The following is a 14,660-nucleotide window of genomic DNA, read 5'->3' as shown; positions in this document are numbered from 1 at the left end:
ACCATGGGGTCATGAGTACGCGCGAGACGCCGAGTCGTGACGGCGACGGCGTCGACGAGGACGCCGTCGTCCACGAGTTGTACGGGCTCGACCCCGAGGAGTTCGTCGCCGCCCGCGACGCGCGTGCCCGCACGGCCCGGGCCGCCGGGGACCGGGCCGCGGCCGGGCGGATCGGCGGGCTGCGGCGACCGGTGCTCGCGGCCTGGCTCGCGAACCTCCTGGTCCGCGAACAGCGGGAGGAGATCGACGCGTTCCTCGAATTGGGTGCCGCCATGCGCGCCGCCCAGGAGCAGCTGCACGGCGCCGAACTGCGGGACCTCTCCCGCCGGCGCCACCGGGTGATCGACGCCCTCCAACGCGAGGCCCTCGCCCTCGCCGCGGCCCGCGGACACCCCGCCGTCGGCGACGCCGCCCGCCGCGACCTCCAGGACACCCTGAACACGGCCCTCGCCGACCCGGACGCGGCACGGATGCTCGCCGACGGCAGGCTCACCGGCCCACTGCACCCCGACGGCGCCTTCGGTCCCACCGCGACCGCCGAGCCGGCGGCACGCACGCCCGCCGTCGCCGAGCGCCCCGGATCGCACCGAACGGCCGAACGCGGCCGGGGCAGCACTCCCGAGGCCGAGGAAGCGGGCGCCGAACCCACCCGCACGGCGGATCGGCGTGCCGATGAACGCGCCCGGAAACGGTACGAGGCCGACCTCGCCCGCGCCCGAGCCGACGCCGAGACCGCCCGGGAGTCCGCACACCGCGCCGCCCGCGCGGCCCAAGAACGCGGCGCGGACGCCGAGGCCGCCCGGGAGCGCCACCGCGAGGCCGACGCCGCCGCCGAGGAACTGGCCCGTCGACTCGACGAGTCCCGAACGGAAGCGGCCCGCCTCGACGAAGCGGCCGACGAGGCGGAGGCCGAACTGGCCCGCGCGCAGCGCACGGCCCACGACGCGTCGACCGTCGCGCGTACCGCGCAGGAGCACCTGGACCGCCTCGCCGACACGCGTCCCGATTGACGGTCCGCCGCACGGGCTCAGAGGCAGGCGATGACCTCGGCCGACGTCATGGGCACCGAGAACATCGGGTAGTCGTAGGTGAGCGCGTTGTCGTGCTCCTGCTGGGAGGTGGCGGCGAGGCAGTCCGGCAGGGTGATGACGCGGAAGCCGTTCTCGTACCCGGTGCGCATCGTCGACTCGACGCAGCAGTTGGTGAGGAAGCCGCCGAGGATGATCGTGTCGATCCCCTTGTTGCGCAGGATGAAGTCGAGGTTCGTGCTCGCGAAGGTGTCCAGGCCGCGCTTGCCTTCGATCACGATGTCGCCTTCGGCCGGGGCGAGATCGTCCACGATCGCCGCGCCCCAGGTGTTCTTGACGAATGCCGAGCCTTCCACGACTCCCTTGAGGATGCCGTACGGGTGACGCGAGAGTTCGCCGTAGCCGGGGGCGAAGGTGATGGGGGCGTGCATGATGGTCACGCCTGCGGCGCGGGCGGCTTCGACCAGGGCCACGGTGTTCGCGAGCATGCCGGTCTTCGCCATCACTGCGGCCACGGCTTCGTTGAGCACCCCGCCTTCGCTGGTGAAGTCGTTCTGATACTCGATCAGAACGAGCGCGGTCTTCGCCGGGTCCAGGCGGAAGGTCTCGGACATGGCAGCTCCTTGCCGAACGGCAACATCAACGTCACCGGCCAGTCTGCCCGACCCGACCACCCTCGGCGCCCCGTTCGGGATCACGGGCGGACGGCGCCGGGGGCGGCCCGGCGGCGCGCGCCGAGCTTCCCGGCCCCGGCGAGGTAGGGCCGGGAGGCTCGGCGCCCAGCAAGGTGCGCGTCCGTCGGCATCGTTGCGCCGCCATGGCCGAGGCCCCGGCGACACGAGCGTCGGGTGGCCTCGGCCATGGTTTGCCCCCGTCGGGGGCGGGGTTCGGCGGATCCGGGTTACTTGTACTGCGTGGTGACGCTCACGCCGCCGAAGGTCTGCGTGGCGGCGAGGCTGAAGTAGACCCAGCCGGACGGCGGGGCGGTGACGGTCAGGGTTTCGCCGTTGCCGGCGTTGGTGGACTTCGCCTGGTAATTGCCGGTGGTGGCCCAAGTGCCGCCGCCGTAGTACAGGTCGGCGTTGCCGGTGCCGCCGCTGCTGGTGATGGTCAGTTCCTTGGTGCCGGCCGGCAGGTACAGGAAGTGGTAGCTGTAGTTGCCGGCGGTGGCGGCGAGGTTTTCCCGGCGGCAGTTCCTGTCGAACTGACGGGGGTCGGCGATGGTGCAGAGCGGGGTGACCGACGCCTCCGGCAGCGGGCCGCAGTCGTCGGTGGCGCAGGTGGTCGTCAGCCAGGTGGCGAAGCCGGCGTCGTAACCGGTGCCGATGGTCTGCTTCAGGAAGGTGCGGGCGCCGTTCCAGTCGCCGGTGCGGTACTTGCCGAGCACGGTCTCGACGTCCGCGGGGTGCGCCTGCAGCATGTAGCGGACGGCCAGGAAGCCCCAGCGGTAGACCCGGTCCGAGTTGACGTCGGGGTCCTCGTCCTGGCCGTAGACGGTGTCGAACAGTTCGCTGAGCTTGTAGGTCTTGCTGCCGGCCGCGGCGATGGCGGCGGAGTTGCGCTCGTTGCGGTAGCCGTACGAGATGTTCTCGGCGATGCCTTCGACCCACCAGATGGTCGGTGTGGTCAGGCTCGCGTCGAAGTCGCCGTACATGTTGTAGCGACCGTCGAGGTAGTGGGTGTACTCGTGGTTGAGGTTCCAGATCTCGAAGGAAGGACGCAGCCAGTCGGCCTCGTGGGCGATGAAGCGGGCCTGGTTGCCGGCCTGGGTGGGGTTGCCCTCCTCGTACATGCCGCCGTTGTCGACGTCGATGTTGTAGATGGCCCAGGCGTAGAGCGCGTACTGGGTGTAGTCGTCGAAGGCGACGACCTCGAGGTTGGTGTTCACGTCGCCGGGGATCGCGCCCTTGTCACCGATCACCCGGTGGAAGTAGGCGTCCTGGTTGACCAGGCCGGCGCAGGCGGTGGCGAGTTGCCCGGGAGACATGTCCTGGGCGCGGAACTTCAGGTTCGGGTTGCAGGTGTGCTGGATCGGCAGGACCACCGGGAGCACCCGGTCGGCGAGATCGCAAATGGCGTAGGCCGCACAGTTGTTCCGGTCGAACTGGCGCGTGTACCAGGCCAGGTTCATGGTGAGCGGTGCGGTGGGGCCGACGTTGGGGTAGCGGTTGATCAGGTCCTTCAGCAGCGGCCGGACCCGGTCCTTGAGCTCGGGGATGTCGAGGGCGTAGCCGAGGTAGCGGCCGACGTTGCCGACCACGTCCAGGCGGTTCAACTGGGCGTTGTTGCGGGTGATGAAGGCGGCCCAGGTGTCCAGGATGGCGGGGTCGGCCTTGAGTGCGGCCCGCCAGCCGCGGCTGTCGTTCTTGGCCTTGAAGCCGTTCTCGACGACCCACTCGACGTGCTCCACCGAGAGGGTCATCCGGCTGGGCCAAGTGGCGTCGTAGCCGGTGAGCAGCCACTTGACCACACCGACGTACCGGCCGGCCGTGTGGGTGCTGTCGATCAGCGTGACGACCTCGTTGAGGGTCTCGCCGTTGGCGTCGGTGACGTCCTTGCTGTGCGGGGAGGCGAAGAAGGCGTCCAGCGCGCCGCGGGCCGCGGTGTCCAGTGCCGGGCCGTAGGCGCCCACGGCGTCCGCGTTGTTGTCCTGCACGTAGTAGCCGGCGCGCAGGAACATCACCAGTTGCCCGATGGAGGTGGTGTTGTTGCCCGGATACGTCGCGGCGGCATCGCGCAGCGCGTCGGCGACGGTCACCATCTTGGCTTCGTTGAAGGCCGTGCCCGCGTTCGCCCCGGTGAGGTTGAACAGCGGGTAGGTACAGGTGACCCTGGGCAGCGCCTTGAGTTGTTGGATCAGCGTGCCGCCCGTCGCGTTGATCACGCCGGACAGGTCGCCGCACTCGTCCGCGGCGGCCGAGAACTGCCGGCCGGCCTCGGCGGTCGGGGCGGCCGGCGGGGGCGACTCCTCGGCGCCTTCCTGCGAGGAGATCTTGGCGCCGAGGATGTCGGTCCTGGCGTCGGGCGACCTGGGGACCGGGATCGCCCGCGGCGCGGGGGCCGCGGTTTTGCCGACGCTCGCGGCGGTCGGGGCCGCGGCGCCGGCAGCGGCGGCCTGGCCCTGTGGCGCGAACAGGCCGAGCGCTAGGAAGAAGGCCACGCCGAACGCGGGGAGTCTGCGCAGGTTGGCCTTCGATATCCGGGAGGAACGCATTTGTGGGGCCTCCGGAGCCGTTGTTGGCCGCGTGGGAGCACACGGCCTCTCGATATGCGACATGTAACATTGCACATGTCGCAGCGCGCCGGAAGGGTCTCGGCCGGAATTGCCGACCACCACACCTGAAACACCGTCATATCGCCAGGTCGCGGTCGACGGAATCGTGCGACGCGGGCCTTCCGCGCCGGTCCTCGCGTGCCGGCCGGACCTCAGCCCCGGACGGCCTCCGCGATCTGCCGGGCGGCCTGGGCCGGCGTGAGGTGCGTGGTGTCGACGACCTCGGCCGCACCGTGCAGCCAGGTGCGGGCCGCCTCGGCGTAGGGCTCCAGGTAGCGGAGACGAAAGAGCGAGGGGCCGAGGACGGTGTCCCCCTCGATCCGCCCGCGGAGCGTTTCCTGGTCGGCGTGGAGCACGAAGTGCCGTACGGGAATGGCGTGTTGGGCAAGGCCCGTGCTGATCTCGCGCCAGTACCGCTCGACCAGGACGGTCATCGGCATCACCAGCGTGCCGCCGGTGTAGTCGAGGACGCGGCGGGCGGTCTCGACGACGAGGGGCCGCCACGGCGGCCAATGCTGGAAGTTGTCCGTCGCGGGCAACCCCGGCGTGATGTCCATGAGCGTCTCGCCGACCTTCTCGGCGTCGAACACCCGTGAATCCGGAAGCAATTGCTGCACCAGGGCACTGGTGGTGGTCTTGCCCGCACCGTGGGTGCCGTTGAGCCATACGATCATGGCACCCGAGGCTAACGCCTGCCCGCCGCCCGGGTGTGACGCCCGCTCCGCCACCCTGCGGCCCGGCGGCGGTGTGGCGGAGCGGGCGAGACTTCGTCGGCGGCCGGGTGCGCGTCGGGGCGCACCCGGCTATGTGCCGATCGGCGCGGCGGTCACGTCGTCAGGAAGTCGAGGACGAACGGGACGACCAGTGCCGGTGCTTCGAGGACCGGGCTGTGGCCCTGCTTGTAGCGCAGCAGTCGGGCATCGGGGATGCCGTCGAAAAGTTCGTCCGACCAGGCGGGTGGCCGACCGAGGTCCTCGGTGCCGGAGACGATCAGCGCCGGCGCCGTGATCGACGGCAGGAGTTCGGTGCATCCCTCCCGTTCGAAGACGCCGCGCACCGCGTGCACGAGGCGCGGTGACAGTTCGCCGATCCGGCTCCGCCACGTCCCGTGGATGTCCCGGCGGCCGTCGTCGGCGAGCGTGGTGGCGCCGAACATGATCGTCATCACGATATCGACGATCTCGGGGGTGAAGCCCTCGCGTTCGATCCGGTCGGGCAGGTCGGCGAACTCTCCGAGGTCCTCCCGGCTCTGGGCCCGCGCCGACGAACCGAGCAGGACGATCTTGTCGATCGACTCGGGGCGCCGGGCGGCGATGCGAACGGCGACGTCGCCGCCCATCGACTGGCCGACCAGTGAATAGCGCTCGAGTCCCAATTCGTCGATGGTGCCGAGGACGTCTTCCGTCACGTCGTCCATCGTCACCGTTCGGGAGACTTCACCGACCCGGGAGACCTGCCCGGGGAGTTCCGGCACGATCGCCCGGATTCGGCCCTCCCCCGCGGCCACGAGGCCGTCGAACATTCGCGGGTCGAGAAAAAGAGAATGGAGGCAGACCACGGGGGCCGGCGTTGGTGGGGTCATCGAAGAACATCCTTTTGCATTCGGGAGACGATGCGGCCGTCGTCGGAGGATGGCCGCACATTGAATTGGATGTCGATATCCGGGATTCGTTTCATATAGCGAAACGAACACAGTGCGTACGAAATTCGGGGTCGACCACCGGGCCACCGAATGACCTCGGTCGACCCTTGCCGCACCGATCGGGAACGGGTCGGCTGCTACCGCACGCCGGCAGTGCCGAGGAAGGACGTCATCGCCGCCGCCGTCGCCGTCACGCACTCGACGTAGCGCTGCCGATGCTTGGCCATCCGCGTGGTGGGAACCACGATTCCCACGGCACCGTAGACGTCCTGACGCGCGTCGAAGATCGGCGCGCCGACACTCGAAATACCGATGTCCGAGCCCTGCTCGTCCATCGACCAGCCGCGCTCGCGGGTCATCCGCAGATCGAGGTCGAGTTTCTCCAGGAGTGCGGATTCCTCGGAGCGGGAATGGCCGTCGACGATCTTCGCCAGCAGCGCGGCGCGTCGCTCGTCGTCGAGATGGGCCAGCACCGCTTTACCCGACGACCGCAGGTGTTCATTCCCGGACTGACCGACGAACAATCCGCTGACGCGCAGCGGCTGCGAGCCCTCGACGAGTATTTTGAGAATCACGCGATTTCCCTCGAGCGCCGAGAAGTACGACGTCTCGGCGGTCTTCGCCGCGAGCTTGTCGACCCACGCCTTCAGGTTGTCGTCGATGTCGAAGCGCTGCTGGTACGAGCGGAACAGTGCGCCCACCCCGTCCCCCAGCGTGAGGGTGAGGTTCTCGTGGCGCGCGATGTACCGGCGGGCGACCAGCGTGCGCAACAGGTGGTAGCAGGTGGTGATGTTCAGCCCCAGGGCCTCCGACACCTGCTGCACGGTCGGCGGTTCGGGGGCCGATGCCACGTATTCCAGGAAGGTGAGTGCGCGATCAACCGTCTGCAGGGTGGGTTGCTTGGGCGTCCTGTCAGCGGGATTCACCGTCGGAAAATATCACAGGCGATCATGGATCAGCCTTCCGCCGAGGGGAGGTTCAGCCGGTCGGCGCGGGCGTCCCAAGCCTTCACCGGGGCATGGGCGTCCGGGTCGACGATGACGTCGAGCACGGTGGTGGTGTGCGATTCCAGGGCTGCGCGGAGGGCTTCCTCCAGTTCCTCGGGTGCGCTGACGGTGCTGCCCCGGGCGCCGCTCGCCCTGGCCACGGCCGCGTGATCGACGGGAGCGAAGGTGATCGCCGTGGTCGTGGCGCCGAAGAAGTAGTTCTCGGCATGCCGCTGATATCCGAGGATCGAATTGTTGAGGATCACCACGACCACGGGGATGTCCGCACGAACGGCGGTCTCGATCTCCGACCACACGTGGGCGAAGCCGCCGTCGCCGACGATGGCGATCACCCGCGAGGACGGTGCCGCGATCTTCGCGCCGAGCGCCAGCGGGAGGCCCCAGCCGAGGCCCGCCAGACCCCGTGGCAGCAGAAACCGCTGACCGGCCCGACGCGCGGTGAGGTAACCGGTGACCCAGATCGAGGCGTAGCTGGCGTCGGCCGCCACGATGTCGTCGGGCCCGATCAGCCGGTCCAGGGTCACCAGCACACGTTCGGGGGAGATCGGCGTGTGGGCGGAGCACGCCAGGGCGTCTCGGCGCGTGCGGTGCGCCGCACGCCCCTCGGCGATCGTGCGGACGAGGCCGGCCGCGGCCGATGTTCGCCGGGACAGGTCGAGGTGCTTCAGCTCTTCGCACACATCGCTCAGCGCCGAGCGCGCGTCGCCGACCAGGCGCAGCGCCTCGTAGGTGCGGCCGATCTCCTCGGGGTCGACGTCGATGTGGATGTAGCGGGCCGTCGGCGAGGTGAGTGTCCACGCGTCCGTCCCGTTCTCGTTCGTGCGGGTGCCGACGAGCAGGACGACGTCCGCTTCCGCGATCAACGGCAGGTGGAAGTGCGCCGGGCCGTTGAGGCCCGTGATGTTCGCGGCCACCCCAAGTGACAGCGGTGCGGTCTCGTCGACCGCGCCCTTGCCCATGTGCGTGGTCGCCACCGGGAGTTGTGCCAGTTCCTGAAGGGCAACGAGTTCCGCCACCGCGCCCGACACGTGCACTCCCCCACCGGCTATCACGATGGGCGAACGAGCCGAGGCGAGCAGTTCGGCCGCCTCGCGTACCGCTCGGGCCGCCGGGCGCGGGCGATCCAGCGGGAAGCTGCCGAGCGTCGCCGACCGGGGAAATCGGCTCGGCTCCTCGGGAAGATCGAGCACGTCCCTCGGCAGGAGCAGCACCACCGGTCCGGGACGTCCGCCGGTCGCGGCCGTCATCGCGAGATCGACGTAGTCCTCGGCCCGCGCGGGGTCGGCGATGCGCCGGGTCCACTTCGACACGCCGCCGAAGAGGGCGGTGTGATCCAGCTCTTGGAAGGCGTTGCGATCGCGCGCGGCCGCGGGCACCTCCTGGACCAGAACGAGCAGCGGAATGGACGCCTTGAGGGCCTCCGCCATCGGCGCCACCAAAAGCGTGGCCGCCGGTCCGTTCTGCGCCGCCACGACGCCGATGCGGTGCGAGATCCGGGCGAAGCCGTCCGCCATCACACCCGCGGCGTTCTCCGTGCGGTACAAGACCTGGCGGATGCCGATCTGCTCCGCCGCCAACAACAGTGCCGTCGGGTTGCTCTGGCCGTAGATCGTCGTGACCCCGTGCCTGGCGAGGGCCGCCGCGATGACATCAGCCACGGTACGTCCCATGACTCCTCCATTTCACTATCTGAAGCAGATTTCAAATCCTGAACCTAGCCTCCGCCGGGGGTCGCGGCAAGACCTGTCGGGTCACGGATTTCATTTATTGACCACAAGTTCACTATCTGACATGGTCGTCGGCGTGCGGCCGGCCTCGGCGAAGGCAGTGCCGAGAGGCCGCCGCGACACATCCACGACGACACATCCACGACACAGAAGGCAGGCACCATGGGTTCGATCCCCACGGCGGGTGGCTCGGTCGACAGCACGGCCCTCGGGCGCACCCTCGTTCACGAGCACGTCTTCGTACTCGGCGAGGAGCACCGCCTCAACTACCAGCACGACTGGCGTGAATCGGAGATGCTGCACCAGGCGGTGTCCGATCTGACCGATCTGAAATCCCGGGGAATCGACACGATCCTCGACCCGACCGTCCTGGGCCTCGGGCGCTACCTACCGCGCATCCAGGAGATCGCCCGGCGCGTCGAACTCAACATCGTGGTGGCCACGGGTCTGTACACGTTCAACGACATCCCCATGCAGTTCCACTACAAGGGCCCCGGGCTCCTCTTCGACGAACCCGAACCGCTCACCAAGCTCTTCGTCTCCGACCTCACCGAAGGAATCGCCGACACCGGAGTGCGCGCGGCCTTCCTCAAATGCGCGATAGACCAACCGGGGCTGACCCCCGGCGTCGAGCGCACCATGCGCGCGGTCGCGCGGGCGAGCACGGAAACCGGCGCTCCCATCACCGTGCACACCAACGCCGCCGAACAGACCGGCCTGATCGCCCAGCAGGTATTCCGCGAGGAGGGTGTGGATCCGCGCAGGGTGATCATCGGTCACTCCGGCGATACCAAGGACCTCGACTACCTCACCCGGCTCGCGGACGCCGGGTCGCTGCTGGGCCTGGACCGGTTCGGCCTGGACAGCTTCCTCTCGTTCGACGATCGCGTCGGCACCGTGGTCGCCCTGATCGAACGCGGCTACCTCGACCACATCGTGATCTCGCACGACGCGTCCTGCTTCATCGATTTCTGGGATCCGGCGGCGCAGAAGGCCCAGTTGCCGCACTGGAACTACCGTCACATCAGCGACGACGTGCTCCCCGAACTGCGGCGCCGCGGCGTCACCGACCGGCAACTCGAGACGATCCTCGTGGACAACCCGCGCCGCTACTTCGAGTAGGGCGAGGAGGAAGAACGCCATGACCCGAACTCCTGCTCCGGTTCCCCGACTTGCCGGGGCGACCCCGCTCCTGCAGATATGTTTCGTCGTCGACGATCTGGACTCGGCCATGGCCGACTTCGGCGCGTGCTTCGGCGCAGGTCCGTGGTTCCTGGGACCGGAACCGACAGCCGAGCCGAACGGCACCGTCCATCGTGGGGTCCCGACTCCCCTGGGTGCCCGGATCGCGCTGAGCTACACCGGCGGGCTGATGATCGAACTCGTCGAGCCACTGCCGGGATCGGCCACCGTCTTCTCGGAACGGCTGGCCGAGAGCGGTCCCGGACTGCACCACTTCGGCTTCGGCAGTACCGACCTCGACGCCACGCTTCGGGACTTGGCCGACCGCGGTCGGGTCCCCGTCTTCAGCAGCATCACGCCGCGCGGCGCCCGGATCGTCATGGTCGAGGACGTCATCGGCCACGGCGGGCTCGAAGAGTACATCGAGCTCACCCCTGAGGGCGAAGCCTTCTACGCGACCATGCGGGCGGCGGCGAACCGGGACGGTGCGGAACCGATCCGGCATTGGGCCGGCACCGGTCCGACGCGGTCGCCCTGAACGAACCGCCGTATCCCGGCGGCGATTTCGGTACGCGCTTCCTCGGTGCGGCGGGTTGCGAGGTTCAGGGGGTGATCAGCACCTTCAGTGCGCTGCGGTCGTCCATGGCGCGGTATCCGTCGGCGATCGACGCGAGGGCCATCGTGCCGTCGAACACCGGCGAGGGGTCGAGCGTGCCGTCGAGCACGCGCGGCAGCAGTTCGGGGAGGTAGGCACGGATCGGGGCGATACCGCCGCGCAGGGTGAGGTTGTTCATGAACAGGGTGCCGACGTCCAGTCCGTCGCCGCTTCCGTGCGGGGCACCCACCCAGCCGATGGCACCGCCGGGGCGGGTGACGCCGACGGCGGTACGCATCGCCTCCTCGCTGCCCACCGCCTCGATCGCGGCGTGTACGCCGTGGCCGCCCGTCGCCTCGCGGACCGCCGTCACGGCCGCCTCGCCCCGTTCGGTGATCGTGCCGGCGGCGCCGAACTCCCGGGCCAGCCGCAGGCGGTCCGGGTGTCGGCCCAGCGCGATGACATGCTCCGCGCCCAGCAGGCGGGCGGCCAGGACGGCGCACAGCCCGACCGCGCCGTCGCCCACCACGGCGACGGTCGCACCGGGTCGTGCGCCGGCGCTCAGCGCCGCGTGGTAGCCGGTGCCCATGACGTCGGTCAGCGCGAGCAGCGCACCGATCAGCCGATCGTCCGAGGCGGCCTCGGCGGGCACCGCGACCAGGGTGCCGTCGGCATAGGGAACCCGAACGCCCTCGCCCTGGCCGCCGTCGGACCCGACCGCGCCCCACATGCCGCCGTTCGTGCACGAGGTGGGCAGCCGCTCCGTACAGAACAGGCAGGCCCCGTCGGACCAGGTGAACGGCGCGATGACCAGGTCGCCGGGGCGCACCGTGCGCACCTCCGAGCCGGTTTCCACGACGGTGCCCAGGAATTCGTGCCCGATGCGCTGTCCGGGCACCCGGGCGGACTCGCCCCGGTAGGCCCACAGATCGCTGCCGCACACACAGGCACGCAGGACCTGGACCACCGCGTCGCCGGGCTGCTCCACGCGCGGGTCGGGGACGTCCTCGACGCGGATGTCATAGGGGCCGTGAATGGTGGTGGCGCGCATGTGGCACGTCCTTGTCCCCGGCCTCGGTGGGCCGGTCGGCGGTGAGGGTGATCAGCTCGAAGTCCGCGACGGGCCGCGCGTCCTGGTTGACGACCTCGACGTGCCAGCGCACTTCGCCGTGTCGGGCACCGGGCCGGGTGATGACCCGCCGGGCGGTCAGCGTGACGGTCAGGGCGTCGTTCGGCCGTACCGGGGCCAGGAAGCGCAGGTTCTCCAGTGCCCGGTTGGCCAGTACGGGCCCGGGTTCGGGTGGCACGAACATGCCCGCCGCGAGGGACAGGACCAGGTAGCCGTGGGCGACGATCCCGCGATAGAGCGGATGCCCGGTCGCGGCGGCCTCGTCGGTGTGCAAGTAGTAGTGGTCGCCCGTGAGTTCGGCGAACCGGTCGATGTCGGCCCGGGTGACGGTGCGCGGGCCGACCGTCACCGCGTCGCCGGCGCGCAGGTCGCTCAGGTACCGCCGCAGCGGATGCGTCGGACCGTGCACGCGCGCGGCGCCCGGTTCCCATCGATCGGTGACCGCCGCCAGGTGTCCGGGCGCGGCGTGCACGCCGGCGGTGTTCAGGTGGCGGTCGACGGCACGCAGGCATTCCGCGTCGTCCGGCGCGCTCGGGCCGGCGGACGGAGCCTGCGGATCGACGACCTCGATGCGGCTGTGTGTGGGCGCCAGTCCCCGGACCAACTCACGTGCCGTTGCCGGGTCTTCGGTGACCACCCAGCCGTGCAGGCCGCGACCGCCCAGGGCGAGCGCGTCGCGGAGGTCGGCCGAGAAGCGGTACGGCACCAGCGTGCCGACCGGCCCGAACGCCTCCACCTCGTGCACCTCCCGGCGCCCCGGCTCGTCGGCGACGAGCAGGACCGGCGGCAGGAACGCGCCGAACCCGCGCTCGTCGGCCATCGCGGCGATCCGGGCCGGCGTCCCGCGAATCGTGCGGGTCGCCCCCCGCAGATGGGCGACGCCGGCCAGGACGCGGCGCCGATGGGCCGCGTCGATCAGCGGCCCCATGCCGACGCCGGGCGTGTACGGGTCACCCGGTCGGATCTCGTCCAGGGCGGCGGCCGCCGCATCCGCCACCGCGTCCAGGAACGGCGCCGGTACGAAGATCCGACGCGCCGTCGCCCGGGTCTGACCCGTGTACGCCGTCATGGCGGCCACCAGTCGGTCCACGAACATCGCGAAGGCCGCCGTGCCCGGCGCGGCGTCGGCGCCCAGCACCGCGCAGTCCAGCGCCTGAGTGCCGAAGTCCTGGTGCGGCGCGACCGCCGGCGTCGCGAGCCGATCGCGCACCCGCCGCGCGGTGGCCGATGTCCCGGTGAAGCGAAGCAGGTCGTGGGCGGTGAGGTGGTCGGCCAGGCGGGTCGGGCCGGACACGAACTGGAGTGCTCCATCCGGGAGTCCGTCGCACTCGACGATACGTCGCACCAGCTGCGCCACCACCTGGGCGGTGCGGTGCGAGGGCCGGACGATCACGGGCATGCCCGCGATGAACGCGGGGGCGAAGGCGCCGAGCATGGTGGCCGCGGGCAGACTGAAGCCGCTGATCTGCACCGCGACACCGGGCGGCCCGTCGAGGAGGGAGCGACTCGCCCGACCGGTGGGCGGATCGGCTCGGTCTTCCCACGGGAGCCCGCCTTCCACCAGGAGCCGGCCGTCCGCCGTGGCTGCGCCGCCGGCCGAGCGGCGCACGATCGCCGCCGCGCAGTGCCGCATCGTCGCCAATCCGCCGTCCACGTCCCGTGCGGCGTCGGCCGGGGAGGTGCCCAGGTGGGCGAGCAGTCGGACGAACTCCTCGCGGTGGCCTGCCAGATGGCGTGCCAGCCGAGTGATCCATCGGGCCCGCTCGGCGAAGTCGGCACGGCGCAACGCGGGAAGCCCCACCGAGCGGGCGTACTCGAACGCCGGGCCGGCGTCGATCCCGGTCGCGGTGACCCGGAAGACCTCGTGTCCGTGCACGGCGTGTCGGCGCACGACCCCGGCGTCGGCGGGCGGGTGCCGGCGGCCACAGAGGTAGTGCGGTATCGGGCCGGTCAAGGTCGGCTTCCCTCACCCGGCGCGCACAGGACGGGTTGTCGTGCCCCGAAATGCTGCTTTTCGGGCGCTTCACTGCCGACCGGCGCGAGCCCGGCCTGCGCTGCGGAGCGAAACACGGAAGGCGACAACGAGTAGGTCGCCTTGAAAGTGCGCTGGAAATGGCTGAGGTCGCGATAGCCGACCTTGACGCAGATATCGGCCACCGGCAGGTTGCTTTCCAGCAGGAGCGAACGGGCGAGCTCCATACGCAACTCTGTGACGAAATCGATGAATCTGTGACCGGTTCGTCTTTTGAAGGTCCGGGAGAAGTGGTATTTGCTCATGTGGGCGGCTCGGGCGGCCAGGCCGAGGGTCAGTTCGTTGTCGGCGAATCGTTCCCGGATGAAGGACACGGCGGTGTCGACCTGCTCGGCCACCGCGTCGGCCTCGGGGGGGTCGGGCCGCGTGGTCGGGCTCGGCGCGTCCGCGCGCAATCGACCGGTGAACCAAAGGAGTTCCTCGACGAAGCCGCTCAGCATGCCGTGTTGCCGCGCGACCCGGGTCTCGGGAAGCCGGGTGACGGCCGAGGGACCGGGCACGGTCAGCGTGCCGGGGATGACCACCGCGTCCAACGCGGCCAATACGACCCGGAGATGGTCGACCGCATGGCTGCTCTGGACCGCGCCGACCGAGACCAGGCCCACCGGTTTGCGGCGCACCGGGCCGTCCGCGAGCTGATCGAGGGCGAGCTTGATCTCGCCCGAACAGGAGTTGTTGCGCACGGCGGTCAGCAGAACCAGGGCGTGCGCGCCGGCGGCCGAGGCACGAAGTCGCTCGCGGGGCACCGCGTCGTGACCGGCCGGTCCGACCCGAAGCCACTCGGGTCGGCGGCCGGCGACCGTGCCGATCATGGTGCGCAGGCCCGGAAAGAGCTGCGTTCCGCCGGCGGAATACTCCGGGGTGTCGCTGATGATGAGAACGGCGGGGGGAATCGTTAATGCGAGCGACTGGACCATGATCGAGCTCCCTGTGGATCGTGTCCGGATAACACTAGGGAGACGCGCGTCAAAGCCGTGTGAGGATTCTTGGCATCGGCCTGCGTGTTTCTTTACACCGACAATATGGCGCGGGTGCAGACCCATC

General features: G+C 70.2%; 12 protein-coding genes. 3 read left to right on the top strand and 9 right to left on the bottom strand.

Annotated elements, in window-relative coordinates; translation table 11 throughout:
- The first annotated feature begins 11 nt into the window (after positions 1 to 11).
- Positions 12 to 1,010, top strand: a complete 999-nt coding sequence (locus tag ABZ374_RS06600) for a hypothetical protein (RefSeq protein WP_360307088.1) — start codon at positions 12 to 14, stop codon at positions 1,008 to 1,010.
- A gap of 17 nt (positions 1,011 to 1,027) precedes the next feature.
- On the opposite strand, the gene ABZ374_RS06595 is transcribed toward ABZ374_RS06600, so the two are convergent.
- The 6 genes from ABZ374_RS06595 to ABZ374_RS06570 form a co-directional block, all read right to left on the bottom strand.
- Positions 1,028 to 1,642, bottom strand: coding sequence for an isochorismatase family cysteine hydrolase (locus ABZ374_RS06595; RefSeq protein WP_360307085.1), 615 nt, complete (start codon positions 1,640 to 1,642; stop codon positions 1,028 to 1,030).
- A 287-nt stretch (positions 1,643 to 1,929) separates the two neighbouring features.
- Entirely contained in the window at positions 1,930 to 4,242 is a 2,313-nt protein-coding gene (locus ABZ374_RS06590) for a collagenase (protein ID WP_360307082.1), read from the bottom strand.
- 212 nt (positions 4,243 to 4,454) lie between these two features.
- Positions 4,455 to 4,976 (bottom strand): ATP-binding protein, encoded by a 522-nt coding sequence (locus ABZ374_RS06585; RefSeq protein ID WP_360307079.1) that lies wholly within the window; start codon positions 4,974 to 4,976, stop codon positions 4,455 to 4,457.
- Positions 4,977 to 5,128: 152 nt separating this feature from the next.
- Positions 5,129 to 5,884 carry an alpha/beta hydrolase gene (locus tag ABZ374_RS06580; RefSeq protein WP_360307076.1) on the bottom strand — a complete coding sequence of 252 codons (756 nt, stop codon included), beginning with the start codon at positions 5,882 to 5,884 and terminating at the stop codon, positions 5,129 to 5,131.
- Between the two features lie 197 nt (positions 5,885 to 6,081).
- On the bottom strand, positions 6,082 to 6,870 hold the full coding sequence (locus tag ABZ374_RS06575; protein ID WP_360307073.1) for an IclR family transcriptional regulator: 789 nt from the start codon (positions 6,868 to 6,870) through the stop codon (positions 6,082 to 6,084).
- A gap of 29 nt (positions 6,871 to 6,899) precedes the next feature.
- The gene (locus ABZ374_RS06570; protein ID WP_360307070.1) at positions 6,900 to 8,621 is read right to left on the bottom strand and encodes an acetolactate synthase catalytic subunit; all 1,722 of its coding nucleotides are present in this window, start codon (positions 8,619 to 8,621) and stop codon (positions 6,900 to 6,902) included.
- Between the two features lie 219 nt (positions 8,622 to 8,840).
- On the opposite strand from ABZ374_RS06570, the gene ABZ374_RS06565 reads away from it, so the two are divergent.
- A complete protein-coding gene (locus tag ABZ374_RS06565; protein WP_360307067.1) occupies positions 8,841 to 9,800 on the top strand; it encodes a phosphotriesterase-related protein in 960 nt (319 codons plus the stop codon).
- Positions 9,801 to 9,819: 19 nt separating this feature from the next.
- The gene (locus ABZ374_RS06560) at positions 9,820 to 10,398 is read left to right on the top strand and encodes a VOC family protein (protein WP_360307064.1); all 579 of its coding nucleotides are present in this window, start codon (positions 9,820 to 9,822) and stop codon (positions 10,396 to 10,398) included.
- Between the two features lie 64 nt (positions 10,399 to 10,462).
- Here ABZ374_RS06560 and ABZ374_RS06555 read toward each other — a convergent pair whose 3' ends face one another.
- The 3 genes from ABZ374_RS06555 to ABZ374_RS06545 are packed head-to-tail and all read right to left on the bottom strand — an operon-like array spanning position 10,463 to position 14,659.
- Entirely contained in the window at positions 10,463 to 11,506 is a 1,044-nt protein-coding gene (locus ABZ374_RS06555; protein WP_360307062.1) for a zinc-dependent alcohol dehydrogenase family protein, read from the bottom strand.
- On the bottom strand, positions 11,475 to 13,538 hold the full coding sequence (locus ABZ374_RS06550) for an aldehyde dehydrogenase family protein (protein ID WP_360307059.1): 2,064 nt from the start codon (positions 13,536 to 13,538) through the stop codon (positions 11,475 to 11,477). Before ABZ374_RS06550 ends, ABZ374_RS06555 begins: the two co-directional genes overlap by 32 nt.
- On the bottom strand, positions 13,535 to 14,659 hold the full coding sequence (locus tag ABZ374_RS06545) for a helix-turn-helix domain-containing protein (protein WP_360307056.1): 1,125 nt from the start codon (positions 14,657 to 14,659) through the stop codon (positions 13,535 to 13,537). The genes ABZ374_RS06550 and ABZ374_RS06545 overlap by 4 nt, the downstream gene beginning before the upstream one ends.
- Position 14,660 lies beyond the last annotated feature (1 nt).

This window comes from Embleya sp. NPDC005971 (assembly GCF_040629175.1).
GTDB lineage: Bacteria > Actinomycetota > Actinomycetes > Streptomycetales > Streptomycetaceae > Embleya.
This window is presented reverse-complemented; position numbering and strand designations above follow the sequence as displayed.